The following is a 26,828-nucleotide window of genomic DNA, read 5'->3' as shown; positions in this document are numbered from 1 at the left end:
AATACATAGATGAATAGCCAATATCTAGACAAAACCAAGATCGTAGATTTTGAACACCCCGTCATTCAATCATTATTAGCCGATCGTAAATGGCAAGATCTTAATGATTACGACAAAATCGGTGCCACTTATCAGTTCGTCAAAGATGAAATTTTATTTGGCTATAATGAAAGCGATGATATTTTGGCGAGTAGTGTTTTGTCTGATGGGTACGGGCAATGTAATACTAAAGGTAATCTGTTGATGGCATTATTGCGAGGGTTAGGTATCCCATGTCGCTTTCATGGTTTTACAATTGATCAAAAATTACAAAAAGGTGCAATCCCTGCTTATGTTTTTTGGTTAACACCTAAATACATTATTCATAGTTGGGTAGAAGTTTTTTTTGAAGGACGTTGGATAAACTTAGAAGGCTTTATACTAGATGAGCAATACTTAACATCTTTACAGCAGACGTTTAACCAAACAACAAATGATTTTTGTGGCTTTGGTGTTGCCACAAAGTGTTTTTCATCACCTGATACTAATTGGCGAGGAACAGATACCTACATTCAAAAAGAAGGTATTCATGACGACTTTGGACTTTATGATTCACCTGACGAATTCTATTTTCAAAAAGGCACAAATTTATCAGGGTTAAAGCGTTGGTTATACCAGAAAGTCATCCGCCATTTAATTAATATGAATGTCGAAAAGCTACGAAATAAAAAAATATAGGGATTGAAAATGCATAGCCATAACCACATACATCAACATGGAAAAGACGAACGTATTGGTTGGGCGTTTTTTCTGAATGTCACATTCACTATTATCGAGTTTATTGGTGGATGGCTCACCAATAGTACGGCTATCATGGCAGATGCAGTTCATGATTTAGGTGATAGTTTATCTATAGGTTTTGCATGGATACTGAGCCATTTATCAGACAAAGAAGCGTCTGATAAATATAGTTATGGTTATCGTCGACTCTCATTATTCGGAGCACTAGTAAACGGTATTGTTCTTGTCATTGGGTCTATTTGGGTATTATTTGAAGCTATACCCAGGTTGTCTAATCCTGAAATGCCAATGGCTGAAGGAATGCTAGGACTTGCTATACTTGGGGTTGTCGTAAATGGCTATGCGGTATTTAAACTAAAAGCTGGTGAAACTTTAAATGAAAAAGTGCTGACATGGCACCTTCTTGAAGATGTGCTTGGTTGGGTGGCCGTTCTTGTTGTGTCAATTGTACTCTTGTTCGTAGAGCTGCCAATATTAGATCCTGTGTTATCAATTAGCTTCACGTTATTTATCTTATTTAATGTTTTCAAAAATCTGAAGTCAACTCTTGCCTTGTTCCTTCAAGCCACACCAAATGAAGAAACGCAAGCGAGTATAAAGCAAGCACTGATGAAATTACCTGAAGTTAATGGGGTTTTGTGCCCATCCCCTCGAAATGAACCTTAAGCCTGTTTTTTAACCAATTTTTTAATTTATAGTTAATATGTTTATCAAAATAAAGCACATTAAGGGGGTTGTGCTAACTCTCTCGACAATCATAAAATAACAGTTTAAGTAAAAATTTTTTTCTGCTTTAATAAATCTTGAGATATTAACCTCATATCTCAAGATACTTTCCCTTAAATATTTAAGGGAGTAATTTAACATGGATAAAAGGATGTTTGTTATGAAAATGAAAAGAACGTTTTTAGCTTTAGCTTTGGTTTCTAGTGCTTTTTCAGTAAATGTACTAGCTGCTGATATTGAAGCAGGTGTGGTTAATAAGATAGCAGAGAGTTCTACTTCTTTAGCAATCAATAGCCCGTCTAGTATGTCTGATGAATATGTAGAGGCGTCTTCTGATGCTAAAATTTCATCTAGAGCTGCTGCGTCGGGCATTACATATTTTGAAATAGGGAACATTTATTCTTCAAATTATGGTTGGGAAAATATTACTCCGACTCAGTCCTCCAGTGGAAATCACGGTGGGGCTACGTTGAATATATATATTTGGCAATTTGGATATGGAAACGTGACTAACGCTACTATGAATGGTATTTCAAAGTCAGCAGGTTTATCTGAATATCGATGTGGTAATGATTTACATGTCTGTGCTGTGGGTGAAACTGTAACTGGTTGGCTATATGGCTTTGACTTTAGTGGTCAGCAGTCAGGCTCGTTTAGTGTTGGTTCGAACTCAACAGCTTCACCATTTGGTTATTGGAGTGATTCAATTTATATTAATTAATTAGATTGAATTCAGGATTTAAAACGTACGTGACCAGTTATTAATATCCGTGCGTTTTTTACACGTTTAAATTCTATTAGATAAATTTCGTAGTGTTTCTAGTATGTCTATAGCTCTTTCTTTATTCTTTATTTCTTCCATTGAAGCTCCACTTTCTTTAGCGAAAACTAATGATTTACGGGTTGTAGCTAAAAGATCGAATTTAACATCAGGATCTAGGTTCATGCTACGAGGTGCCATTAGGTGCAAACTATCTGTCGAAGATATTAATTTATTATCAATTAAATTTGAAACCATGTTAGCCATTTCTCTTTGCGATATATTAGTAACATCATAGTTCTCGCTAATTTCCTGCCAATTATTTTTAGCATTTAAACCTTCTTTACTTATGCTCACAGTATCGGTTGTATTTTGTCTCTGAATCGTTGTACCTGAAGTCTTTTCCGAATTATATGAAACGCTATTTTGCATTTCATATATAATATTTGATTGGGCATTGTTATTAATATACATATCAGATCCTTTTAAATATTTATACAGCAATGTTATAATTATTTACATTGCAGTATTTATGCCAACGAAATGCATCTTGATATTTTAAACTATTTTAAAAAGCATTAACCATAAGGTGCCCTCAAAAATATAACTACTAGGGGTTTTGTACCCATCCCCTCGACATTAACCTTACTTACTCTAAGCTACTGAAAAATATTGCGATCTTGCAAGCTTAAATTTATCTCATAAAACGACCGTTTATTAAGACTTAAATATTCTTGTAAAAAATTGCGTGATAATACGCTGTGCGCGTCTTATCAACCCATCTCAAAATATTAAAAACTCATTGTTATTACATTTTTTGAGAATGGAATTTATCCCTTAATGCCTATTTCGAGGGGATGGGCGCAAAAGGGTTATGAAATTCAAGGCAGCCTTGTGCGCTAGTAATACAGTTGTCTACAGAGTGTTAACCGAATTATTGTTAACTTATGCACAATACCCCATCATAAAATAATAATTTAAATGAAAAGGTTTTTCTGCTTTAATAAAACTTGAGATATTGACCTCATATCTCAAGATACTTTCCCTTAAATATCTAAGGGAGTAATTTAACATGGATAAAAGGATGTTTGTTATGAAAATGAATAAAACGTTATTAGCTTTAGCTGTTATCACTAGTGCTTTCACTATGAACGCAATTGCTGTAGAACAAAAAGATGTAGAGTTGAAATTTGATCCTAGTACAGTAGAAATTATATCTGTAGATCAACTTGAATCTCCACACGCTTTAAAATCAGAAGGAGGCATTGAGGCTTTTGCTGCTGCTGGTGCATGGACAAAAGTGGTATATAATCCAAGCCTTTATACAGCAGGTCAGTGGTATTTCGGCCCGTTGATGAGTGCCCCTGCTGGAACATCTCCCTCAGCTACAGTTCAAAACATTACTTGGCAATGGAATATATGGAATTATAATAGTAACTTAACAACTTACTTATGTGAAAGCACGCTTAGTCAGTGTGTTAATATAAGTGGAAATTTTGGTGCGGGAGCTAATTTAAGTACGGTTATACCTGCTATACCGGCTAACCGAAGTTGGCGATATGCATTTTATTACGCAGGTAGTGGCACCATTAGTCCCACATTAATGGGGCAAAATGGCTCGATTGCTGTAACGTACCAATAAAAATATCCTCTAGCTGTTTTAATTTAACTTAAAACAGCTATTCAGAAAATCATTAAGCATAATAATTTACATAGCTAGGCGTTAATTCAACCAGCTTGGCATAAGTTTTAGGTGAACCAAGCCCTTCATTTCCCCAGTGCATTGCTAATTTATATACATCTGATTGTTCATCTTGTAATTTTACAATACTCATTAAAATATCTTTGTTGCTTTTCCCCTCAGCTCGCCCCTGACTGATTAAGTCTTGTTCTTGATTCAGTACACTACGACTTTCTTGTTCTATTTGAGCACTCAAACGATTTATTCTTCCTACTACTTCATCCCCATTATCAGAATTCATAATTTCTCTCAAATTAATCATGCCTGCTGATGGCATTCGGCCTATTAATGAATTAACTCTAGCCTCTAACTCTTCTGGTGTAGCTGATTCAATAAAAGAAATAGCCCCCTTTCGAGCGTCACTGCTATTAACATTCTCAGGCACTTTAGGAGAGTTTTCGGCGGTCTGTTCAACTTTACCAACATTAGAACGGGCTTGTTGTACAGCATAGTTCTGTGAACCAATAGAATTTATCATGTTATTATCCTTAATTATTTTTAATAAAAAGCTGCATTTTTGTATGAGATATGAACATCAATACTTACTCATACTTTAAAAAGCAAATAACATACCAAAAATATTCTCTACTATTTTTAAAGCATTAAGTATGAAGTACACCCTAAAGTAGAAACACCAGTAATTTTGGTCAATAAAACGGCAAATAAGGGGCGCTGTATAATTTCAAGTAGGCAAGTTATTGCCGATTTAATAAGAAGGTAAACAGGTATTCAATTATAAGACGTACTCTAATCAAGCAAAGTTGTTATTTCAGTTGATAGTTTTTCAGATACATCATTCAATATTCTATAAATGGTCGCTGACCCCAAGTCATAATTTTTTGCCAATTGACCAATTGATACACCTTCTTTTCGTTTAGTATAAATTTCAAAATCTATTACATCGGTTCTCTTGGTTGGCCGACCAAATTTAACACCGAGCTCTTTCGCTTTAGCAATACCTTCTAATTGTCGCTCAGAGCGTAAATCAGTTTCAAATTCGGCAATGGCTGCTAACATGTTAAACATTAACCTTCCAGTGGGAGTAGATGTATCAATTGCTTGGTCAATGACTACTAGATCAATATTTTCAGCCTGAAAGCGTTCAGCTACTTGTGATAAATGAATAACGGAACGCGCAAGGCGATCTAATCGAGTGATCACAAGAACATCGCCTTCCCTAAGATAATTCATGCATTTTTGAAACTCAGGCCGTGAAGCTGTTTTGCCACTTTGTTTTTCATGATAAATTTTATCGCAGCCAACTTGATTTAATTTATCAAGTTGAACCTCTAAACTTTGACCTGTCGAACTGACTCTTGCGTATCCAATTTTAGACATTTTTTTATCGTATATCTTAAGATGTTTTGAGAAAAACATTATGAGAGTAGTTTTGATAATAGTCAAATGTAGTTATCATAAAGTATACTTTTTGATAAGATTATTTTTTTAATCGGCACTACCAAGTGCTTCAATGCCATTTAGTAAACCGAGTAAATCAATTTCTTTACGATCTTTATTAAAAGCATATTCCCCATTCAAATTAATATGCTGCCAAGCGACAGGTGATAGCCTTGAAATAATATCAACTACGTCTTGCCTACCATTTTTTTCTTGAATTTGTAAAAATGCCGATAATAGTGCTGAATTATAATAAATAATGCAGTTTGAAATGAGCCGAGCACAATCATTCCATTGTGATACTTGGTAGTCATTGCCTCCACGAAATTTATTACCATTCACCGAAGTAATAGCTCGTTTCAATTGATGATATGCTTCACCTCTGTTCAAGGCTTGCTGAACATAATGGCGTAGCGTTGAGTTATCAACATACTCCAAAACATAAATTGATTTAATTAAACGGTCGTACTCATGAAGAGCTGCCAATGTACGGCTCTTGCCGTTACTTAACTTTCTAATGATAGTGCTTTGTGTGGTAGTCTTTCGGCTTAATGAGCATACTATATGTTGGATTTCGTCCCACTCTTCTGTAATAAGTTTATGGTTAATTTCTTTTATCAATTGAATACGGCCACCGTTCTCTTCAGACACTTCAAATAAATTAAAAAATACTTTTTTCATTTTTGCGTATCGAGGAGCGAACGTATAACCAAAAAAATCTAGAATGGCGAAATTTACATTGTTTGTACCATGCGTATCGGTCGATAAAGTATTTGGCTGTATGTCTGATGAATTATTGTAAAGCAAATCGAAAGCAAAGTGACCTTCGTACTCATTAGCACCAATCACTTGCGTACTCACTGGCACATGGTTTGAAACCAATGTGAGTGCAGAAACCCCTTTGCCTTTTGAAAAGTATTTAGATGAATAACGCGCTTTAAACGTATTAATGCGGCACTCAAACTTTTGACCATCAATACTTGAAAAAAATTGGTTATCATCAACATGGTAATAAGCAAATATTGGCAATGTGGCTATAGCATTAGAAATATTATCATTCGACTGAGTCAGCGTTTCATATCGAATATAACTATCGTCTACACTGCGTAATTTCCCCATTGAACGGTCGGAGATATTAGCCATTTTATATAAGCCGTAATTCGTGCCGTTTGCCAAAATACAAGCAATGAGATCTTCTTTATCTACCGGTGATTTTTCTTTTGTTGCTGATATATGGGTAAACGAATTTAAGTAACCTGTTTTTTGATCGACAAATAGCATTAGTTCAACAATACCCATATGTTGAATTTGATTATAAAGCGGATTTTCAATGGTTTGTTGCCAACGGCTGTTAGGAATTGACCACTTAAGTTCGGCCTTACCAGGAATAAACTCAACGTACTTATTATCGCCACTAAAAATATGTTCACTTGCTTTCTTCAGCTTAATTTCTAATTGTTGGCTCTTATCGGCTAGCGTTTGATTAATGGGCGTAATTAACTTATCAAGGCCAGTATTTTCAATGATTTCAGCCTTGTGCTTCCATTCTTTAGGTTGAATTAAATCTGACGTTAAACTACGATTATTAACGCTTTCTCTAACTGTTAAGTTATTGCTATGAAATAGCTGCTCGGCTTTACGGTAAAGGAAATACTCAAAGCGATTAGCAATTAACTTGGTATTATCACCTTCAATATATTCACGTTCACTTTTAGATACCACATCGAGATTAATTGTTTTTATTGTTTTGAATGCGGTTAATTCTTCGTGAGCCTTGATGTATTGTTCACGCAATTCGTCTTTAAGATGAATGAATTCAATATCAATAGACATAAAAAGTGATCGGATAAGCTTTTTAATTTTACTGGATTGTTTATCGATGAATTGCCATTCGTACTGACGGCCATCAAAGTCGTTATTATCTAAATGATCACTTAACAGTTTAATGCTATTGGCTGGAATAAGCTCAAAAGCTTTTTTACGGACATCTCCAAAGCTTAAATTATCATCCATATCGGTATCGATGAAATACTTTAATAAACTACCCGCAAATTTTAATTTAGTTCTAACAATATTTACATCTTCAACGATACGTTGTTTAGCATAACCTTTAGCTGATTCAGAGAGCTTTCTCACGGAGTAAATAAAAGCGGCTACAAGGTTATCGTTAGTTTCTCGGTACCTGAAAAACAAATAGCAAACGAGGTATAAAATAGTTTGGCTGTCTGCATGTCTTCTGAGTTTATAAACTGTCTTGTGTTTAACTAATGACGCGTAGTATTCAAGGTTTTTGGGGGATAATTTGAGTTCAGCAATAAGCACTTTAATTTCAGGGTAAAGTAAACGTATAGTTTTATGTGTCTTCAACTCTTGTGCTATTTGACTAGCCGAAAAATCTTTAGCCATTCTTTTCAATTTGGCTAGGTCAGTAAAGGTACTATTTGATTCAAGTAATTTAAGTAATATTGCTTTTGTGGAATGAGTTAAATTTTCAGTGAGAATATGCTCAATACGGCTTCGTTCATTTGATAAAACGGTTGAGATAGTGTCTTGTAGTGTTGTATAACCTGTAAGCGCTATTCTGTTTTGACCAAAATAAGCAATACACTCATCGAAAACATACCTAGGCTCTAAGTTTATTTTTACGACATCATTAAGTCTTTTAAGAAGTAGTTTTTTATCTACTTTACTATGATAATTTGAAAAGCCAGTATAGTTAAGTAACTTTTTGAACAACTTTGTTTTTGTTGTTCGAGGTAAGTCAGTCAACATCATATATTTACCATTAAAATATTTAGTTCTGACATAATCAAGATCAACAACAACGTCTTCAAATGAAAAATTAAAAATGATAGGCCGCGATCTAAAGTAGCCTAATAGCAGAATAAAATATACTCTGGTTTCTAATCGTCTTAGCTCATTAACCAGTTTTTGGGTTTCACTATCCAATGAAAAATAGTCTTCTCTGTCTGTATGATTAAAGTTAGGAAGAGCGTAAAGTTCGTTTATTTCAGACGATGTAAGAATTTGAATACGTTTAGTGGTTGGGTTAGTGATGATAATTGACCTTTATAGTTATTTTACACCATCATAACTTATGAATGGCCAATAAATAACCTTAAGGTTCATTTCGAGGGGATGGGCACAAAACCCCTTAATGGTGTACATCATATGCACTTTTGGTCGTTAGATGGTGAAAGTCATGTATTAACGGCTCATGTAGAGTTAACGAACAATATTGGGGGTGATGAGTTAATACGCCTTAAAGAACGATTGAACGAGGAACTTTTTCCCTATCACTTGTCTCATACAACTATTGAGTTTGAGTTCCCCAAAGAGACTTGTCGTGATGAACGTGTTCATGACTAGTCAAAACGTGTAACGCAGTGTTACACTCATTATTCACATTTTGTAGGTATCTATTTTGAATTCGACTGTTGCTTTAAGGATAATATTAGTTATTTCGATTGTTATACAATCATTAACTGCTGTAGCATCCGCAACTTCTGAGAGTCATCAAATAGATATAGAGCATCTGCAAACTCAACACGATCATGCCAATGATCGAAGCCATTCAAATGATAATGCCACTGGTGAACCGCATAATGAAAAAGATTGTCATCATTGCGGGCACTGTAGCGGAAGCCACTTATCTACAATCCTAGTTAATGATTCAAACAGCTTTGATAAATTAAAAGTTATTAATAAAACCCCATACCAAGTTGAAGAAACGAATAGCTTTCTTGAAGCGATATTTCGTCCCCCCATTGCTTAATTAGATTGATTTTTACTGAACTGTATATCCTCCGAAAAGGATAAATGGTTCGTATTTTATAAATTAAATAATTAAGAAACATTATGTATATATATATTCAAAATGCAGGTGTAGGCCTGTGTTTACTCATAGCTGTTAGTTTTTCTGTTACTTCTTATGGCAAAAATAGTCCTGTTTCATCGCATATTAGCCACGAACCAAATAAGCACACTGAGCATAGAGATGAACATGTAAAAGAAACTAATAAGGAACCAGATAGCCATGTTGACGTGGGACATGACAACCACGATCATGAAGATGAAAGTAAAGGAGCTGAAGAGGATGAGCACGAGGAAGGTATAACACTGAATGCTAAGAAAATGTCACTTGCTAATATCAAAGTCGAAAGTATTAAACCTGAATATCAATTTAGTACCGTATATGCCCCTGGCGAAATAAAAGCAAATGGCTATAAAAGTTACGTGGTATCACCTCGCACTGAATCAGTCGTAATTCGTCGTCATGCTGCTTTAGGGGATCATGTAAAAAAAGGGAAAAAACTGGTCACTTTGTTCAGTGAAGCTGTAGCCCAAGCACAGGCTGACTATTTAATTGCTTCAACCGAGTGGCAACGAATAAAGAAGCTAGGTAATAAAACGGTTAGTGAAAGTAGTCTTTTACAAGCAGAAACCACGTACAGTGCAAACTACGGCAAACTCATCGCTTTAGGGTTAACTGCAGAAGCCATTCAAGGTATTTCTAACAAAGACATTAATGCATTTGGACAATACACCTTAACTGCTCAACGTGAAGGTGTCGTGTTACAAGATGACTTCATCCAAGGGCAACGAGTGGCTGCTGGAGATACCATTATGCTATTAGCTGATGAAAAACAACTTTGGGTTGAAGCGCAAGTATCACCTAATAAAAAGATAGAACTGTCAGTGAACTCCCCTGCGATAATAAAATTAGAAGATAATAATTATGAAGCTAAAGTCATTCAAGAAGCTCATACAATCGACCCGAAAACACGCACAAGGGTTATCAGACTATCTGTAGAAAACCCTGAAGATCAGCTTCATTCAGGCATGTTCGTTAAGGTTTACTTTCAGTTCACCAGCTCAGAAAAAGTTATGGCAGTTCCGGAAGAAGCTCTAATTCGCAGTGCTGATGGTGATTGGACTGTATTTGTAGAAGGTCATCCAGGCGAACTCCAAGCGGTTGAAGTTGAGTTAGGGAGAGCTTTAGGTGGTTTCAGGGAAGTCATCGGTCTTGAAAGTGGTACGCGCGTTGTCATCCAAGGTGCGTTTTTTGTTGCATCTGAAATTGCCAAAGGCGGATTTGATCCGCATAACCACTAGGATGCTAATTCATGTTTAATAAAATAATAGATTGGTCAGTAAACAACAGGCTTCTAATATTAATTGCACTTTTTGCTTCTGTAGCAGCCGCAATTTTGGTTATTCCAAAGCTCAACTTGGATGCTTTCCCTGACGTAACTAACGTTCAGGTTGCGGTGAACACTGAAGCACCTGGATTGGCAGCTGAAGAAGTTGAACAGCTTATTACCTATCCTATTGAAGCCGTGATGTATGCTTTACCTGATGTTGAGCAAGTTCGTTCAATATCTAAAACGGGTCTTTCTGGTGTAACAGTAGTGTTTAAAGAAGGCACTGACATTTACTTTGCTAGGCAATTGGTATTTGAACGACTTCAAGCTGCTAAAGAATTGATCCCTGATGGGGTTGGTACGCCAAATATGGGGCCAAATACTTCGGGTTTAGGGCAAGTTTTTCAATATTTGCTTATTTCAGATAAAGCCGCTGGTTTTGATGCTATGGCACTTAGAAGTCTAAATGATTGGATCGTCAAATTACTTATTATGCCTGTCGATGGCGTCACTGATGTACTCTCTTTTGGCGGCAATGTTAGGCAATACCAAGTCAATATCGATCCCTCTAAATTATTAGCCTATCAACTCACTCAAGAAAATATAGTCGCGGCGTTAGAAAGCAACAATGCCAATGTTGGTGGCTGGTATATGAACCGAGGTCAAGAGCAACTTGTTATCCGTGGTACAGGCTGGTTTGAAAGTGGTATGGCTGGTATTGAAAACATTAAGCAAGTACCTGTTAAAACTATCGACGGCACCGTAGTAACTATCTCTGACGTTGCCAAAGTCGAATTGGGCAGTGAAATTCGACAAGGCGCAGTCACCATGACGCGTAAAGCGCCAAATGGTGAAATTGAAGCATTGGGTGAAGTAGTCTCAGGCATTGTCCTGAAACGTATGGGGTCAAATACCAAGGCCACTATTGATGGAATTAATGCAAGAATACCATTAATTAACCAAGCACTTCCGCAAGGTGTGCGTTTTGAACCATTCTACGACCAAGCGGATTTAATTGAAAAGGCAGTCTCAACTGTTGTAGATGCTTTATTGCTTGCTTTTGTTTTCATCGCGATTGTACTCGCTTTATTTTTGATGAACTTAAGGGCTACATTGTTAGTGCTTATTTCTATCCCTATTTCAATAGGAATAGCGTTAATGATTATGGCTTGGTGGGGAATTTCTGCGAATTTAATGTCGCTAGGCGGAATAGCTGTGGGTATTGGTATGCTTGTTGATGGCTCAGTGGTGATGGTTGAAAACATGTTCAAACACCTAAATCACCCTGAGGATGCGCATGCTGAAAGCGTTAAAAGAAGAGTGCCTAATTCAGATACTGATCCATTTGACGTCGAACACGACGATCATGGTATTGAACTTCGTTTGAAACAAGCAGGTAAGGAAGTAGCTCGCCCTGTGTTCTTTGCTGCCTCAATTATCTTGGTTGTCTTTACACCACTTTTCAGCTTCGAGGGGGTTGAAGCTAAGCTCTTTCAGCCTATGGCAATAAGTATCATATTGGCGGTAGTTTCAGCCATTGTCGTCGCTTTATTCATTGTTCCCGCTTTGGCAACATACCTGTTTAAATCTGGCGTCAAAGAAAAGGAAAGTTTTGTACTAAAACCATTAGATAAGCTTTATAGAAAAGCCTTAGCATTCTCACTTAAACGTACAAAATTGATCATTTCAGCAGCATTAGCTTTAGTTGTATTGGCATTTTCATTGTTACCCTTTATTGGTACTGAGTTTGTTCCTGAGTTAGAGGAAGGTACGATTAATTTAAGAGCAACACTTGCTCCTTCTTCAAGTTTAGACACTGCGTTAACAGTAGCGCCGATTTTAGAGACAAAGTTAATGGCGTTTCCAGAAGTAACCTACGCACTTAGTCGAATTGGTCGCCCTGATATTGGTGGTGATCCAGAGCCTGTAAATAATATTGAGATATATATTGGATTAAAGCCTGTTTCTGAGTGGACAAGTGCTAATAACCGCTATGAACTTCAAGCTCAAATGGAAAGATCTTTAGAAGAGTTTCCTGGCTTATTACTCAATTTTTCTCAACCTATAGCTACTCGTGTTGATGAATTACTTTCAGGTGTTAAAGCACAACTAGCGATAAAGTTATTTGGGCCTGAGCTAGATGTATTGGCGAGTAAAGGTCAAGAAATCGAATCTGTCATTAAAGAAATTGAGGGGGCCAGAGATGTTGCGTTAGAGCAAATTGCAGGTGAAGCGCAATTAGTCATTAAACCAAACAGGCATGAACTCTCTCGATTTGGACTTTCAGTAAGTAACGTAATGGAAATTGTGCGCGACGGTATCGGTGGTGTCGAGGCGGGTCAAATCATTAAGGGTAATGAGCGTTATGATATTTATGTGCGGATTGAAGAAGAATATCGAAAAAGCAAAGAAGCCATTGCTGATATCAGGCTTCAGTCACCGACAGGCGCATGGGTGCGTCTAGGTGATGTGGCTTCTGTATCATTTGAGTCAGGCCCTCCGCAAGTTAGACGTGATGATGTACAAAGGCGTGTCGTAATCCAAGCCAACGTTCAAAACCGAGATATGGGTAGTGTAGTTGCCGATATTAGAAAGGTAATTGCGGAGAAAGTTGATTTGCCTTCGGGTTACTCTGTAGCAATAGGTGGACAATTTGAAAGCCAACAACGTGCTCAAAACAGGCTTGCTATTGTCGTTCCACTTTCTTTAGCGCTTATTGCATTACTTTTATATTTTGCTTTTGGCTCAGTTGGCCAAGCCATGTTGATACTCGTAAATGTTCCACTTGCTGTAATTGGCGGTGTTTTTTCATTGTATATATCAAATCAATATCTATCAGTACCTAGCTCTGTCGGGTTTATTACCTTATTTGGTGTGGCAGTGTTAAATGGCGTAGTTATGGTAGAAAGTATCAATCAGCGCATTAGAGATGGTTTAGATACGTCGAAGGCCATTTTTGATGGCGCTACGTCGCGGTTGAGACCTGTTTTGATGACCGCAATCACTTCAGCTTTAGGTTTAATTCCCATGTTAATGTCAAATGGTGTTGGTGCTGAAATACAGCGTCCATTAGCAAGCGTTATTGTTGGTGGACTAGTTACAGCAACGCTTCTTACTTTATTCGTACTACCTGCACTTTATGAGTTTTTTTCTAGGAAGAAGATAGAAGAACTAAACTGTTAATGCTCTATAGTAAACCACCCCTCACCCACATTAGCTTAAAAAATTAATGTGGGAATATGTGAGTTTATTTTAAAACTATCAGTTTTGATAACTATGGGAATCAATTAACGTCCGCTTTAGGCTCTGTGTTGCTGCTGACAATAGAAGCATCAACGGCAAGAAATCCGACAAAGCGGCCACTCAGGTTTCTTAACTCAAAGTTCACTTTGAGCCCAGACTGTGTAAAAACTCAGTTTTGATCACCTTTTGGACTAAGTACGCAATTGATATGAACAATCGTTCTTAACAAGAGATCCAAGTCAACGGGTAGATTTAGTATAATAAAGCGGTAAGCGAAAGTAGGAGGTTACCGCAATGTCTCATCACATAAAAGGCCAACCTAGAAACCAAGCTACGCTATTCCCCGAAGCATTAGATGACTTTGTTACCGATGAAAACCCTGTTAGGGTCATTGATGCATTTGTTGATAGCTTAGACTTAGCTTCATTGGGGTTTGAAAAAGTTAAAACCAAGGCGACAGGCCGCCCATGTTATCACCCAAGCATGATGCTAAAGCTCTATATTTATGGTTATTTAAATCGTATCCAATCATCTCGTCGATTAGAAAAAGAAACCCACCGTAATGTTGAGTTAATGTGGTTATTAGAACGGTTAACGCCTGACTTTAAAACGATTGCTGACTTTAGAAAAGATAACAGCACAGGCATTAAAAACACATGTCGTCAGTTTATCCAGCTATGCCGCGAAATGAATATGTTTACCAATGTGGTCGTTGCTATTGATGGTAGTAAATTCAAAGCAGTGAACAATAAACAAAGAACCTACACGCCTAAAAAAACCAAAGATTTAATTGCTCGATTTGATGCGAGTATTAATCACTATTTAGCAATATTAGCGGATAAAGATAAGCAAGAATATTCTGATGAAGATGTCACTGTCATGCATGAAAAGGTGGCGTGGATGAAGAATAGACTCGCTGAATTATCCGACATTGAAACCCGCGTGAATGAACATCCTGACAAGAAAATATCACTTACCGACCCAGATTCAAGGCTGCTGAAAACAAGCAATATGGTAAGGCAAGTTTGCTATAACGTTCAATCGGCCGTAGATAGTCGGCATCACTTGATTATTAGTCACGAAGTGACGCAATCTACCGACATAGGAAAGCTTCATTTAGTGGCGAGTCAAGTACAAGAAGCACTTGGCACCACCGATATAACCTTTATAGCAGACAAAGGATATTACAGCAGAGCGGATATTAAAAACGTGCTAGATACAGGGTCTGAAATGCTTGTTCCAAAAACAGACACATCAGGTGCTGCAAAAGCAGGGATATTCAATAAAAATCAATTCAAATATGACAAGATAAAAGACGAGTACATTTGCCCTGCGGGTAACATTTTACCTTATCGACGCAATGCGATGGAAAATGGTTTGAAGTTACGTGTCTATGTTAACCATATCGCTTGCAGAGATTGTGATATTCGCACGAAGTGTACTCGCTCACGCAATGAACCAAGAAAAATGAGACGCTGGGAACATGAAAATGAAATTGATGCCATGCACCAACGATTCAAGAAAGCGAAAGATATATCACTTATCAGAAAACAAACCGTAGAGCACCCGTTTGGTACGATAAAGATGTGGATGGGAGCTACTCATTATCTTACTAAGCGTTTAAAAAACGTTAGTACAGAGACTAATCTACATATCCTTGCTTATAACCTTAAACGAATGATGTCGATTAAAGGTACTATTGGCTTGATGAAGGCAATTAGGCAATAACGCCTTTATTCGGTCTGCAAACCTCACTATTCGCGATAAAAACATACATATAAACGCGATCTCTTTGCAGAAATTACCATCATATTGGTTATCATTGGATCCTTTCGATGAATACAAAAGTAGCTCTTATTCAAAATTAATAAAATAGTAGTTAACTACACCGATATGTATGAGTTTTTACACAGTCTGGGCTCTTTTCGGACTATATGTTAACGTCATTAATCTCGGAGAAGCGACTTTTAAGAAGTTATTTCTTCGTTAGTTAGGTTATAAGTATTGACAACTGTATCGGTAACTTTTTCGCTTCGATGTTCCTATCTAGTAATAAGTAAGCTTCTCTCGCATAGTTTCACACCCTTGGATTTTTTTTCATTTGAAACTGGAATCAACACATTCCTCAATCATAGTTCAAGGTGCTTCTTCGCTTTTTTGATAAGCTTGTCAAAATATTTATAGACTCTGTTCAACCACATTGTGTAATTAAAGCTGATTACGTAATTGATGACCAATTAGGTCGGTTTAAATCAAGTAGACTGATGGCAGACTTCGTTATTGTTCAAGTTTCATTAAAACTGTATTTTTGAAACCTCAAATACCTTCTATTTACTAATTGGCAAAGTTACCCGTAAAAAAGTTAACGTTGATTTGGCTGGTGCTATGTTTTAAGAATATAGGAATGTTAGGTTGTGTTTTAAAGTTATTCACAATTCAAATTCTAAAATAATTTTAGAATTTTTTGTCCAAACTCACTTCAAATGTGATAACTTAACGGCTAAATAATTGTATCATCCAATAGTGATTAATTTACAGACAAAACACTAGATGTAGTGTTTTTCTTTATTTGATTACACTATTTTTGGTGATACAATTCGGCAATGATACGAATACAATCAAACAATGTGGATACTAAAATGAGAAACAATAATAAAGCACTGGCTTCTAACCGACCCACCCACCCAGTGAGACATTTTTTCTCAGCACATAATAAAATATAAGCGTAACAAATAATAACCCAAAGTTAATTGGTTACTGTAAAAACAGTTACCACTAAAAATATCAATATAAAGCCTAGTCAATTTACTAGGCTTTTGTTACTACAGGGATGTAGTCTCTAAAGGAATAAAAAAATGGCGTATACCACGTTTAATCAAACCCCTAATGATGCTTTACTTGAGCCTATGTTTCTCGGTAACAGTGTTAATGTATCGCGCTATGATCAACAGCGTTTTGCGGCGTTTGAAAAGCTAATAGAAAAACAACTTTCATTTTTTTGGCGACCTGAAGAAGTTGATGTTTCTAAAGACAGAGCTGATTGGCAGAGCCTTACAGATTCAGAAAAGCATATTTTCATTTCGAATTTAAAATATCAAACGCTATTAGATTCAATGGCTGCACGCTCTGTTAATGCAGTGTTTTTACCATTAGTATCCTTACCAGAAGTGGAAACTTGGGTTGAGACATGGGCTTTTAGTGAAACTATTCACTCACGCTCTTACACCCATATTTTACGTAATTTATTTACCGAGCCAGGTGAAATATTTGACGATATAATTGTTAATCCTGCAATTTTAAAACGTGCTTCAAGTATTTCAAAATATTTTGATGAGGTAATACTAACCACCCAATTACTTCAATCTCAAGGTGAAGGCACCTATGAAGTTGACGGTAAATCAATTGAAGTAACTACCAGAAAACTTAAAGAACGTTTATACCTTGCTGTTTGCTCAGTTAATGCCCTTGAAGCAATTCGTTTTTACGTAAGCTTTGCCTGTTCATTTGCATTTGCAGAACGTGAACTACTTGAAGGTAACGCTAAAATAATCAAGCTAATTGCTCGTGACGAAGCACTTCATCTTACGGGTACACAGCATATACTGAATAACTGGAAAGTCGGTAATGACGATCCTGAAATGAAGCGTATCAGTGAAGAATTGCGTGATGAAGGCTTACAAATATTCCTTGATGTGGTTGATCAAGAAAAAGAATGGGCACAATACCTGTTTAAAGATGGCTCAATGATCGGCCTTAATGCCGAGATTTTAAATCAATATATTGAATACATTGCTAACCAACGTTTGACGGCTATTGGCTTTGACTCTCCTTTTATTGTAAAAAGTAACCCGTTACCTTGGATGAATGCTTATCTTGTAAGTGATAACGTTCAGGTAGCGCCTCAGGAAACAGAAATATCAAGCTATTTAGTTGGTCAAGTTGATGCGTCAATGAATGAAGACGATTTTGATGATTTTGATTTATAACCAGCTATGCCAAGCAAAGGTGATAATTACCTAAATGCTATTTGACTTAATTTACGCTTAGTATGTGTATGAGCATAAAAAACACGACTCAAGATGTGAAAGACACTCTCAAATTACAGCCGAAGATATCTGTTCAGGGTAAAATTGTTTGCTATAAAAATAGCAAACAAACCCTGCTTGATTGTTTAGAGTCTGCTGATATAGAAGTGCATTATCATTGTCGAGATGGATTTTGTGGTGCATGTCGAGTAAAGCTTGTAGAGGGCGAAATTAATTACCCTATGGGTGAACCATTAGCTTTTGTGGGTGAGCAAGAAATCTTACCTTGTTGCTGTATACCGATAACCGACATCACCCTGCTTATTGATGAGTAAACCTACTCACTCAAACCTAAATTTACTTTTATACTCTGCATCACGCGGTTTAGTTGTGGTGATAGTTGCAAATATAGACCTTCTAACTCATCTTCTTGCCCCTCATTAACAGCAATATCGACCGCTTTTGTTACCTCAAATAAGTCCATTGCACCAACCGAGCATGCTACTCCCTTTAACGTGTGTGCAATATGCTTAATGCTATCATTATCTTTACTTTTAATTGCCGCGAATAGCTTATCACCGTCTTGGTGATGGTCTTGATAAAACATGATTAATATTTCTTTATACAAAGATTCATCGCCTAGGACATTATTAACACCTATATCAAAATCAATTCCATCAAATTTAGTCATTTCGTTACTATCCTTATTGTACTCATTTACATTAACATCACTTGAATCGTTATTATTTATATCAATTACTTTTAAAGCAAGGTTATCATCTTGAGTTAACGAGCTTGAATTATCGACATCTTTTTCTTTGTTAATTAAACCCGCGTCAACCACTTGATTACGACCATGCTCTTTCGCGTAATATAAAGCGGTATCAGCTTGTTTTAAGAGTTCATCTATCGTAATAACTTTATTCTGAGCTAATACTAAACCAATACTCACGGTAATATTTATAACAACTTCTTTATCAATATCAGTAGTTAATACAAGCCTAAGTTGTTCTATGTATTCACGAAACCTTTCGCAAGCAATATAGGCATGTTCAATAGAAGTATTAGGTAGACAAACTGCAAACTCTTCTCCACCAACACGACCAATTATATCGTAACCTCTAAACGCATCAGCTAAAGCTCGACTAAAAACACGTAATACTTGATCGCCCGCATCGTGTCCATAATTATCATTTATTGGTTTAAAGAAATCGATATCGAACATAGCAACCACAAAAGAGTGCCCGACTCTATTTGCTAAATTTAAAGCGTTAGTGCTTAGCTCGAAAAAACTACCCCGGTTATTGATACCGGTAAGAAAATCAGTTTTCGCTAAATATTCAAGTTGCGCTGTTTTTTCTTTTAACCTGATCGCTGTGCGGATACGTGCTAGTAGCACTTTGGCAACATAGGGTTTGATAACATAATCACCTGCACCATATTCTAATGCCGCGACCACTTCATCCTCATCATTTGAAGCTGATAACATGATCACAGGAATATCTGCACTTATATCAATGGCTTTAACTTTTACCAATGTTTCTAACCCTGACAACCCAGGCATGTACATATCAAGTAAAATGAGGTCTATTTCTTGGGTTTCTAATATTGATAATGCGTCTTCACCACAATCGCAACACGTCACCTTATAGCCTGCAGCAGTTAAGTCAAAGTCCAAAAGCATTTGTGTGTCTTTAGCATCATCTACAACTAGAATTTTGTATTCATTATCTAACATTATTTAAGGTCCATTAGATGATAATAAACTTGAGTCTATGATTTAACAGCATAGTCTATTATTTTATTAAATTTATTTTATTTTTTATCAAGAAGTTAAAGATTAACATTATACCACTGAAAATTCAGCTAACGCTTTTGAATTGATTACTTTTATTAATACTTCATATTGGCCATTTCTCTCATCACTGACCCTGTACCAATCATATAACGCAGTTTATAGCCTAGTATTCTCACCAAATGGTATGAGTAAAAACATCCTTTGTTGTGAGATCATGTTACTAATAATTCTCACCAATGCCGACAAACAGATCATAGGGCATGCAACAGATTACCAACTCAAAACAGTTCATCCTCATCATCAAAAATATCTGCCGTCTCACAATTGTTGTTTTCAGTATTTAATTGCTTAAGTTGGTCAACACTTGTTAAAGCTTGATCAAGTAATTGCGTTACTTCAAGAAAATTAATGTCGTCCTGACTGTGTTTTTTAAGCGCACCGTGCACCATTTCAGTAAGGTATTCTTCTTGTTCAAGTGACATTTCTAAAATATGAAAACTAGTACCCATTTTTTGTACTATTTCATTCATCACTTATTGTTGATGATGTTTTGAAACTTCGACCATTTTTTTAGTGGTACTTACGGCTTGTTTAATTTGTTCTTGTACGCCCACTAATGAGTTTTTATAAATTATAAAAGCTACTCTAGCACCAATCATAGGGCAAATAGCAATGATTCAAACTTATCTAATTACCCAGCTAACAGGATTGATAGAATTAACGCGGTAATTTAAGTTTTTTGTGTGTAACGTTGGAAAATACTTTTAATAATGAAGGTATATTGCTACCCAAACTAAAATTACTCATATTAATTAATTTATACGTTAGTTTTATGGTAAGTGGTGTGTAAACCATATATATTTGGAATTGTTTTCTTTAAATTTAATTGTTTATGTTTAATAAACTTATAATATTCAGCTAAGCTAATAGCTAACTTCTTCCTTTTAATTTTAAACTTGAGTGTTAAATCATAAAATGACTTGTAATACTATTCGCTTGGCTAAATTTATTTTTGATAGAAGTAACTTTGTTAAACTAAAAGTAAGCGGTTTTTTATTATGCCCTTTATTGATATTATCCCCCGCTCATGCAGCTAAAAGCATTGATGAATGTCAAACAAAATCCATCAATAACCCGGCTCAATTTTCCATGTCTCAATGTTTAGATAGTGTAATTTTACACACTGAGCGAGAGTTACAAACTTGGGTTAATTTACACACCTTTAATTTAGAAGAAAAATCTTTAATTAACGGTCGTGATTCAGCATTGAAAATGTTTAAACGTGGACAAAGTAACTTTATTACTTATAGAGAAAATGATTGTCGTTGGCAATATCTGGCAATATCACCCGATGATGGCGCAGATTTAGCGTATAAGAAATGTTATGTAATATTAACTAATGAGAGAATAACAGTACTTAAAAATAGAGAAGAATTAACAACTGCTCATTAAGTTCGTATAAGATATAAAACTGAACAAAATACTTCTCGCAAAATATCAATCAATATACTTTGCGAGTTTTAACAACCTAGCCATTAACAATCTCAAATGCTAGAAAGGCTTATGTCAAGAATAACGAATTAAGCATTATCAAGTGTTTGACTGCGTGTATCACTTGATTTTGAGCTGTTGTCACCACACTCGGAAGTGAAAAATTCATCATTAAGTTCACTTTCATCACTCAACAATACAGCTAACCAACGTCCTTCAGGTGAGTTCTCTAAACCTATTTTTAATATCATCGTTAGCGGAACACTTAATAACATTCCAACTGTACCAAGCATCCAACCCCAAAAGATTAACGATAGAAAAACGATTAAGGTAGATAGGCCTAATCCTTTACCTAAATACCTAGGTTCAATCATATTACCCACTACCATATTAATAAATAAAAAACCTAGTCCAATGATGCCCGCATCACCTATCCCTAACTGTAAAATAGCTAGAGTTATCGGTGGTACTGCGGCAATAATAGAGCCTATGTTAGGAATATAATTAAGTAAAAAGGCTAATACTCCCCATAATAAAAAGAAGTCTAAACCTAAAATCCACAACATGAGTGATACAAGACAACCCGTAATAAAGCTCATTAACGTTTTAATCGCAATATAGTGATTCACTGAGGTTAAGAAACGACCAATTTGTTTTAACCTTTTTTGCGGATCATCTAACGCTATATGTAGTTTTTGTGGGAATGTTGATGATTCGAACAACATAAACACAACGGTTAAAATGATTAAAAACATATTAGCCATGACAGAGCCAAAACCTGAAAGCATTTCAGCCGCTAAGCCCATAGCTGCTGCAGGATCAAAGTATTCGGTCAAAACTTTTACTGAAATTTGAATGTCATGCTTACTAAAAAAATCAGTTAACCAGGAAAACTGTTGTTTGAGTTGTATTCTATATTGTGGAAGGTGTTGCGATAACTCATTAAGTGAACTGCCAACTAACCCCGTAATGAAAATGGCGAAGGTGACAAATATAGCAATAACAAAAATAATCGAAATGGCTTTAGGTATCTTGTAGCTTGTCGCTTTACTAACTAAAGGATTACAAATAATGGCAATAAATATTGAAAGTAAAAATGGAACTAATATATTTGCGGCTATTTTGAGGCCTGCAAATATAATGAAAATTGCCGCAATTGTTACAAATATTTTGGCAAAGGAAGGTTTGCTTTTGTTAACGCCTATGTTTGAGTTTAAAACCATGAAAATCAATCCTTATATTTTATCCTCGCAATATAACTCAATTGTTGAACTTACACTAGTTGATCTTTCAGGGGGGAAATTTAAAAACAAATTTAATCGCAGCACGAGTATTGGCTACACTCTAAACGAGGAACTAAAGTTTAAAACTTTACTTATGAAATGATCTATATACGGTAAGCAAATAGTTATGCCTACCGTATAAATACATCGAGTCCGATTACTTGAATTAAAGTAAACTTAACTAGTCTAAACTTAGCTAACTTAACTTACGTAATAATCCTTGGGTATTTTGTCGCATTGTTCTTGCTACCATAAAATAACCAATAGCCGAAACAAACACTGCACCACTTAATGGCCCTAAAAGCCAAATATAAAAGTGTAATCTACCATCAACATTAAACAGTTGTTGTTGAATGACAAATAAGGTGACGTCACTCACAATGGCCGCGACTAAACCAGCAATAGCGCCTAACAGGATAAACTCATATAAAGTCGCTAATTTAATTAATCGCCCTTTCGCACCTAATGTACGTAAAATAACTACCTCTTGCATGCGCTCAGCTAAGCTGGCTTGAACCTGGGAAATAAGCACTAAAGCACCACTAATAAGTACTATCGATAAGACAAAACCAATAGCAATTGATACTTGAGCAATAATTGATTGCGCTTGCTCTATTCTCGCTTTGATATCAATCATACTTATGGTTGGGTAGCGTTGCAGTAATTGGCTAACGTCCTTAGTGTGTTGCTCCTGTATTTGTGCTGCACTAAAATACATAACAGGTACTTTGCCTGCCATATTAGTGCTTAAAATCATTACGAAATTGGGTTTTAATGTCGCCCAATTCACTTTTCTAAAGCTTGTTACTTTCGCTTCAATAACTTGTTCGTTAACTAAAATAGTAATGACATCTCCAAGCTCTAAATCTAAGCTATCTCGCCAATGATCAACTACAGAAACTTCTATTTGTTCACTTTCAGCAATATTGTCGGCAAACCACTCACCTTCGATAATTTCATTGTCATCTGGTAATGTTGATAACCAAGTCAAATTTGGCTCTCTTCTTTTGCCTTCTTTCGCCTCTTCATCTTTTTCTTCACCTTCTTGCTTAGACGTTTTTCTGGCAAAGGCTTCACCGTTTAATGCATCAACACGACCTCTAAACACAGGATAAAAGTCTTCATGAGGAATGTTTTTATCAATAAAAAATGTTTCTAAAGGAGCTATTTCATTTTCTGCAACATTAATGATAAACATATTGGGTGCATCTTCAGGTACTTGCTGCTGCCAATCATCAATAATGTCACTTTTAAGCACCACCAAAAATAACATCAACTTAATCGCAAGTGCGAAACTGATTAACTGTATCGCATTTGCATTAGCACGTTTTTGTAATGTAGCAATGGCTAACGACCAACTTGATCCAGGTCTTAAACCTAAACTTCGACCCGCGGCAAATAATAAACGAGAAATACCAAATAAAATCGCAATCACAAATAATGTAGATACAAATAAAATTAAGGTGGTAATGATCTCGCCACTAAATAACCACATGAGCGCAAAAATAGTGAGTAAAGATAAAGCAATATGAACGCGACTTATGGCTAAGGTATCACCTAAATTACGACGTAAAACCCGTAATGGTGGAATATCAAACAAGTCTAAAAGAGGTTTTAATGAGAACATCAAAGCGCAAATTAACCCTATAAAGCTAGATAGTAACCAAGGCTTTACACCCGCATTAGGCAACTCAGCTCCCATAACGCTAATGAGGTAATCAGCGCCAATAGTTTGTAGTACATAACCAACCATTAAACCAACTGCAATTGAAAAAACTGTCACCAAACTAAGGTGTAGTAAAAATATATTTCTAATAATACGACGGCTACCACCTAAGGTTTTCATCATGGCAACCGGATCATATTGACGCTCGCAATAACGCTTCGCAGAGACAGCCATTGCTACTGCCGCCAACATAATACCGAATAAACCTGCTAATAATAAAAATCGCTCGGCTTTATCTAAGTTATTACCTAATGGTGACTGCCTGTCTTTAATACCCTGCCATTCTTGATTACTTTTAAGTAAAGGTTTAAGCCAAGCATAATAATCCGTTAATTGCTGCTCTTCACCTTTATATAGATAACGATGGAATATACGACTACCAGGCTGAATAGCTTGTGTTTTTTCTATATCGTTATAATTCAGCAATACTCTTTTATTACCCGATAATGAAAAAAATGGTGCATCAGGCTCTTTAACTAGCACTTTGCTGATATTAAAAATACCCGCTCCCAACTCAACTTTATCGCCAACTTCAACATTAAGGGTGTAAAATAATCCTTCACTAAGCCAAATGGAGCCTTCTGTCGGCCCAGTAGTTACTTCATAAGGTTCAGCTGTCAGTGCGTCTTTAATTGTTATTTTTCCACGTAGTGGATATTCCTGTGTTGTTGCTTTGACAGCGCCTAAAACAAGTTCATCATTAGCAAATAACATGGAGTCAAAATAAAGTAATTTAGCGGTTTCTAATCCAAACTCATTAGCTTTACTCAATACTTGTGTATCAATCGCATGATTGCTTGATAAACGTCGATCTGCGGCAATAAAATCACTACTTTTTTGTGTTATATTTAGCCCTATGCGTTCGGTAATTGATGACAAACTAAACACAGTTAGAACTGCTAAAGCAATTGCGGCAAATATAATGGTTAGCTCGCCGCGTCTAAATTCTCGTGAAAATAATTTAAAAGCCAACTTAACCCACATGCGAGGTTTCCTCCTTTACATTCACATTTTTTCCAGTATTTTCAGAAGTAGTTTCACCAACACTTATTTTCTCAAGTTGCCCGCCTTCAATATGAATAATACGTTGGCACTGTTTTGCTAAATGTTCATCGTGAGTCACAAGTACTAAGGTGGTTCCATTTTGTTTATTTAAATCAAAAAGTAAGGTTTCAATTAAATGACCATTTTTACTGTCTAAGTTTGCCGAAGGCTCATCAGCAAATAATATTTTTGGAGAGCCGATAAAAGCTCTAGCAATAGCAACTCTTTGTTGTTCGCCACCAGAAAGTTGAGAAGGATAATGTTCAATACGGTGTGACAACCCTACTTTGTCGAGTAAAGTTATAGCTTGAGCTCTTGCATCATGATCACCCGCTAACTCGGCAGGTAACATTACATTTTCAAGTGCAGTTAAACTTTGCACCAACATGAATGATTGAAACACAAAACCAATTTTTTCTGCTCGCAATTGCGCACGATCTTCTTCATCAAGTGTACTTAGGGCTTGACCATCAAGTTGCACATCTCCTTGGCTAGCAACATCTAGTCCTGCTAATAAACTTAGTAAAGTAGATTTACCTGAGCCAGAAGCTCCTACAATAGCAACTGACTCGCCAGACTTGACACTGAAGTTGATATCGCTAAGGATAGTTAGGCTTCCTTCAAGTGTATTAACACTTTTAGTTAATCCTGATACTTGGATTATATTTAGCGTCTCGAGTAGGTCACCTGTTGGATTGACTGAATGACTATCTAACGAAGTATTACTCTGATCTTTAACCTGAGCATCTTTAACCTGAGAAAGTACTGACATGAATCGTTTTTTCCTAAAATCTATACTAATTATAATAACGGCCAACTTATCTTTTATAAGTTCGGCTAATGATAAAATATTACTTATTGGTGATAGCTTAAGCGCAGGCTATGGCCTTGAGCAAGCTCAAGCTTGGGTTCAATTGTTACAAAATAAATACCTTGAAAATAAAAAAGAAATCACTCTCATCAATACCGCTATTAGTGGCCAAACTACTGATAATGCATTACTAAAAATTGATACTTGGTTAACCACACATCAACCTGATTATGTACTTATTGAACTTGGTGGTAATGATGGCATTAGAGGGTTTCCTGTGAAGTTATTGCAAAAACATCTCACCGAGTTGGTTACAAAAAGTCAAAAATCTGGTGCAAAAGTTGCGCTAATGGAAATACAAATCCCGCCCAATTTAGGTCCTAGGTATACAAAAATGTTTACTGATAGTTATGAACTGGTTGCCAACAAAACAGGCATTTACCTTATGCCTTATTTTATGACAGATATTGCCGTTAACCCGACACTAATGCAAAACGATAACTTACACCCTAACGCTGATGCACAACCTATAATACGTGACTTTATGTATCGTGCAATTAATGATTGGCTGCAAAACTAGGCTAAATGAACAACAAAATATATTTCAGCTTAAATCAGGCAAGAGTAAACCCGTAAATCTAAAGTAAAGCTAGAAGCTATAATTTTCCTTATTTTAATTTTTAATAGTATAAACAGTTGTTTTTAAGGTAAACTTCTAATACATAAGCGCTATTTTAAATGGATATTTCTCCCTATATTTAGTGTTATTTGAAAACTCAACTTTTATTTTCTATCAGCAATTATCGCTTTTACAAATAAAACAGATACTTTGTGTCAAAAAATACATTATACATCTGT

General features: G+C 36.0%; 21 protein-coding genes and 1 pseudogene. 13 read left to right on the top strand and 9 right to left on the bottom strand.

The window, feature by feature from the left end:
• Nucleotides 1-9: 9 nt before the first annotated feature.
• The 3 genes and pseudogenes from CWS31_RS03270 (at nucleotide 10) to CWS31_RS03260 (ending at nucleotide 2,227) form a co-directional block, all read left to right on the top strand.
• Nucleotides 10-717 carry a transglutaminase-like domain-containing protein gene (locus tag CWS31_RS03270; RefSeq protein WP_101343875.1) on the top strand — a complete coding sequence of 236 codons (708 nt, stop codon included), beginning with the start codon at nucleotides 10-12 and terminating at the stop codon, nucleotides 715-717.
• Between the two features lie 9 nt (nucleotides 718-726).
• A pseudogene (locus CWS31_RS03265) lies at nucleotides 727-1,416 on the top strand (cation diffusion facilitator family transporter); the annotation flags it as partial.
• A 229-nt stretch (nucleotides 1,417-1,645) separates the two neighbouring features.
• Nucleotides 1,646-2,227 (top strand): DUF4879 domain-containing protein, encoded by a 582-nt coding sequence (locus tag CWS31_RS03260; RefSeq protein WP_246143324.1) that lies wholly within the window; start codon nucleotides 1,646-1,648, stop codon nucleotides 2,225-2,227.
• A 66-nt stretch (nucleotides 2,228-2,293) separates the two neighbouring features.
• Here the strand turns inward: CWS31_RS03260 and CWS31_RS03255 are convergent, their stop codons facing one another.
• Entirely contained in the window at nucleotides 2,294-2,740 is a 447-nt protein-coding gene (locus CWS31_RS03255) for a hypothetical protein (protein WP_101343873.1), read from the bottom strand.
• Between the two features lie 619 nt (nucleotides 2,741-3,359).
• Here CWS31_RS03255 and CWS31_RS03250 point away from each other — a divergent pair.
• Nucleotides 3,360-3,908: a flagellar protein FlhE gene (locus CWS31_RS03250; RefSeq protein ID WP_170252753.1), complete on the top strand. Its 549-nt coding sequence runs from the start codon at nucleotides 3,360-3,362 to the stop codon at nucleotides 3,906-3,908.
• Nucleotides 3,909-3,960: 52 nt separating this feature from the next.
• On the opposite strand, the gene CWS31_RS03245 is transcribed toward CWS31_RS03250, so the two are convergent.
• From CWS31_RS03245 to CWS31_RS03235, 3 genes are all read right to left on the bottom strand, one after another.
• Nucleotides 3,961-4,485 carry a hypothetical protein gene (locus tag CWS31_RS03245; RefSeq protein ID WP_101343871.1) on the bottom strand — a complete coding sequence of 175 codons (525 nt, stop codon included), beginning with the start codon at nucleotides 4,483-4,485 and terminating at the stop codon, nucleotides 3,961-3,963.
• A gap of 269 nt (nucleotides 4,486-4,754) precedes the next feature.
• The gene (locus CWS31_RS03240; RefSeq protein ID WP_101343870.1) at nucleotides 4,755-5,345 is read right to left on the bottom strand and encodes a recombinase family protein; all 591 of its coding nucleotides are present in this window, start codon (nucleotides 5,343-5,345) and stop codon (nucleotides 4,755-4,757) included.
• A gap of 108 nt (nucleotides 5,346-5,453) precedes the next feature.
• Entirely contained in the window at nucleotides 5,454-8,432 is a 2,979-nt protein-coding gene (locus CWS31_RS03235; RefSeq protein ID WP_281286818.1) for a Tn3 family transposase, read from the bottom strand.
• 111 nt (nucleotides 8,433-8,543) lie between these two features.
• Between CWS31_RS03235 and CWS31_RS03230 the strand changes: the two genes are divergently transcribed.
• The 7 genes from CWS31_RS03230 to yfaE all read left to right on the top strand — a co-directional run bounded on the left by CWS31_RS03230 (nucleotide 8,544) and on the right by yfaE (nucleotide 18,152).
• Nucleotides 8,544-8,774 (top strand): cation diffusion facilitator family transporter, encoded by a 231-nt coding sequence (locus tag CWS31_RS03230; protein WP_246143323.1) that lies wholly within the window; start codon nucleotides 8,544-8,546, stop codon nucleotides 8,772-8,774.
• A 55-nt stretch (nucleotides 8,775-8,829) separates the two neighbouring features.
• Entirely contained in the window at nucleotides 8,830-9,180 is a 351-nt protein-coding gene (locus CWS31_RS03225; RefSeq protein WP_101343869.1) for a hypothetical protein, read from the top strand.
• Between the two features lie 83 nt (nucleotides 9,181-9,263).
• Complete coding sequence (locus CWS31_RS03220) at nucleotides 9,264-10,520, top strand: efflux RND transporter periplasmic adaptor subunit (RefSeq protein WP_246143320.1); 1,257 nt, start codon at nucleotides 9,264-9,266, stop codon at nucleotides 10,518-10,520.
• A gap of 11 nt (nucleotides 10,521-10,531) precedes the next feature.
• A complete protein-coding gene (locus tag CWS31_RS03215; protein ID WP_101343868.1) occupies nucleotides 10,532-13,732 on the top strand; it encodes an efflux RND transporter permease subunit in 3,201 nt (1,066 codons plus the stop codon).
• 354 nt (nucleotides 13,733-14,086) lie between these two features.
• The gene (locus CWS31_RS03210) at nucleotides 14,087-15,520 is read left to right on the top strand and encodes an IS1182 family transposase (RefSeq protein ID WP_101343867.1); all 1,434 of its coding nucleotides are present in this window, start codon (nucleotides 14,087-14,089) and stop codon (nucleotides 15,518-15,520) included.
• A 1,127-nt stretch (nucleotides 15,521-16,647) separates the two neighbouring features.
• On the top strand, nucleotides 16,648-17,778 hold the full coding sequence (gene nrdB, locus CWS31_RS03205; RefSeq protein WP_101343866.1) for a class Ia ribonucleoside-diphosphate reductase subunit beta: 1,131 nt from the start codon (nucleotides 16,648-16,650) through the stop codon (nucleotides 17,776-17,778).
• A gap of 68 nt (nucleotides 17,779-17,846) precedes the next feature.
• Nucleotides 17,847-18,152, top strand: a complete 306-nt coding sequence (gene yfaE, locus CWS31_RS03200) for a class I ribonucleotide reductase maintenance protein YfaE (RefSeq protein WP_425457509.1) — start codon at nucleotides 17,847-17,849, stop codon at nucleotides 18,150-18,152.
• A 2-nt stretch (nucleotides 18,153-18,154) separates the two neighbouring features.
• On the opposite strand, the gene CWS31_RS03195 is transcribed toward yfaE, so the two are convergent.
• Nucleotides 18,155-19,555 (bottom strand): diguanylate cyclase, encoded by a 1,401-nt coding sequence (locus CWS31_RS03195; RefSeq protein ID WP_101343864.1) that lies wholly within the window; start codon nucleotides 19,553-19,555, stop codon nucleotides 18,155-18,157.
• 338 nt (nucleotides 19,556-19,893) lie between these two features.
• Complete coding sequence (locus CWS31_RS03190) at nucleotides 19,894-20,145, bottom strand: hypothetical protein (protein ID WP_148747686.1); 252 nt, start codon at nucleotides 20,143-20,145, stop codon at nucleotides 19,894-19,896.
• A gap of 445 nt (nucleotides 20,146-20,590) precedes the next feature.
• Here CWS31_RS03190 and CWS31_RS03185 point away from each other — a divergent pair, with 445 nt between their 5' ends.
• A complete protein-coding gene (locus tag CWS31_RS03185) occupies nucleotides 20,591-21,067 on the top strand; it encodes a lysozyme inhibitor LprI family protein (RefSeq protein ID WP_101343862.1) in 477 nt (158 codons plus the stop codon).
• A 128-nt stretch (nucleotides 21,068-21,195) separates the two neighbouring features.
• Here the strand turns inward: CWS31_RS03185 and CWS31_RS03180 are convergent, their stop codons facing one another.
• The 3 genes from CWS31_RS03180 to CWS31_RS03170 all read right to left on the bottom strand — a co-directional run bounded on the left by CWS31_RS03180 (nucleotide 21,196) and on the right by CWS31_RS03170 (nucleotide 25,931).
• On the bottom strand, nucleotides 21,196-22,329 hold the full coding sequence (locus tag CWS31_RS03180) for an AI-2E family transporter (RefSeq protein WP_101343861.1): 1,134 nt from the start codon (nucleotides 22,327-22,329) through the stop codon (nucleotides 21,196-21,198).
• Between the two features lie 256 nt (nucleotides 22,330-22,585).
• Nucleotides 22,586-25,099, bottom strand: a complete 2,514-nt coding sequence (locus CWS31_RS03175; protein ID WP_101343859.1) for an ABC transporter permease — start codon at nucleotides 25,097-25,099, stop codon at nucleotides 22,586-22,588.
• The gene (locus CWS31_RS03170; RefSeq protein ID WP_246143318.1) at nucleotides 25,089-25,931 is read right to left on the bottom strand and encodes an ABC transporter ATP-binding protein; all 843 of its coding nucleotides are present in this window, start codon (nucleotides 25,929-25,931) and stop codon (nucleotides 25,089-25,091) included. The genes CWS31_RS03175 and CWS31_RS03170 overlap by 11 nt, the downstream gene beginning before the upstream one ends.
• Between CWS31_RS03170 and CWS31_RS03165 the strand changes: the two genes are divergently transcribed.
• Nucleotides 25,930-26,550, top strand: coding sequence for an arylesterase (locus tag CWS31_RS03165; RefSeq protein ID WP_101343858.1), 621 nt, complete (start codon nucleotides 25,930-25,932; stop codon nucleotides 26,548-26,550). The genes CWS31_RS03170 and CWS31_RS03165 overlap by 2 nt on opposite strands.
• Nucleotides 26,551-26,828: the final 278 nt, after the last annotated feature.

It is taken from the genome of Colwellia echini (assembly GCF_002843355.2).
GTDB classification, from domain to species: Bacteria; Pseudomonadota; Gammaproteobacteria; order Enterobacterales; family Alteromonadaceae; genus Colwellia; species Colwellia echini.
The sequence above is the reverse complement of the archived record's forward strand: the minus strand, read 5'-3'. Positions and strand labels throughout refer to the sequence as shown.

What these genes read in the sequence shown, in the direction of transcription:
- CWS31_RS03170 (WP_246143318.1), bottom strand. Translation starts at nt 25,931, where the DNA reads ATGTCAGTACTTTCTCAGGTTAAAGATGCTCAGGTTAAAGATCAGAGT.
- CWS31_RS03165 (WP_101343858.1), top strand. Translation starts at nt 25,930, where the DNA reads ATGAATCGTTTTTTCCTAAAATCTATACTAATTATAATAACGGCCAAC.
- nrdB (WP_101343866.1), top strand. Translation starts at nt 16,648, where the DNA reads ATGGCGTATACCACGTTTAATCAAACCCCTAATGATGCTTTACTTGAG.
- CWS31_RS03175 (WP_101343859.1), bottom strand. Translation starts at nt 25,099, where the DNA reads ATGTGGGTTAAGTTGGCTTTTAAATTATTTTCACGAGAATTTAGACGC.
- CWS31_RS03190 (WP_148747686.1), bottom strand. Translation starts at nt 20,145, where the DNA reads ATGAATGAAATAGTACAAAAAATGGGTACTAGTTTTCATATTTTAGAA.
- CWS31_RS03185 (WP_101343862.1), top strand. Translation starts at nt 20,591, where the DNA reads ATGACTTGTAATACTATTCGCTTGGCTAAATTTATTTTTGATAGAAGT.
- CWS31_RS03195 (WP_101343864.1), bottom strand. Translation starts at nt 19,555, where the DNA reads ATGTTAGATAATGAATACAAAATTCTAGTTGTAGATGATGCTAAAGAC.
- CWS31_RS03270 (WP_101343875.1), top strand. Translation starts at nt 10, where the DNA reads ATGAATAGCCAATATCTAGACAAAACCAAGATCGTAGATTTTGAACAC.
- CWS31_RS03255 (WP_101343873.1), bottom strand. Translation starts at nt 2,740, where the DNA reads ATGTATATTAATAACAATGCCCAATCAAATATTATATATGAAATGCAA.
- CWS31_RS03260 (WP_246143324.1), top strand. Translation starts at nt 1,646, where the DNA reads ATGGATAAAAGGATGTTTGTTATGAAAATGAAAAGAACGTTTTTAGCT.
- CWS31_RS03220 (WP_246143320.1), top strand. Translation starts at nt 9,264, where the DNA reads ATGTATATATATATTCAAAATGCAGGTGTAGGCCTGTGTTTACTCATA.
- CWS31_RS03240 (WP_101343870.1), bottom strand. Translation starts at nt 5,345, where the DNA reads ATGTCTAAAATTGGATACGCAAGAGTCAGTTCGACAGGTCAAAGTTTA.
- yfaE (WP_425457509.1), top strand. Translation starts at nt 17,847, where the DNA reads ATGAGCATAAAAAACACGACTCAAGATGTGAAAGACACTCTCAAATTA.
- CWS31_RS03230 (WP_246143323.1), top strand. Translation starts at nt 8,544, where the DNA reads ATGGGCACAAAACCCCTTAATGGTGTACATCATATGCACTTTTGGTCG.
- CWS31_RS03210 (WP_101343867.1), top strand. Translation starts at nt 14,087, where the DNA reads ATGTCTCATCACATAAAAGGCCAACCTAGAAACCAAGCTACGCTATTC.
- CWS31_RS03250 (WP_170252753.1), top strand. Translation starts at nt 3,360, where the DNA reads ATGAAAATGAATAAAACGTTATTAGCTTTAGCTGTTATCACTAGTGCT.
- CWS31_RS03180 (WP_101343861.1), bottom strand. Translation starts at nt 22,329, where the DNA reads ATGGTTTTAAACTCAAACATAGGCGTTAACAAAAGCAAACCTTCCTTT.
- CWS31_RS03245 (WP_101343871.1), bottom strand. Translation starts at nt 4,485, where the DNA reads ATGATAAATTCTATTGGTTCACAGAACTATGCTGTACAACAAGCCCGT.
- CWS31_RS03215 (WP_101343868.1), top strand. Translation starts at nt 10,532, where the DNA reads ATGTTTAATAAAATAATAGATTGGTCAGTAAACAACAGGCTTCTAATA.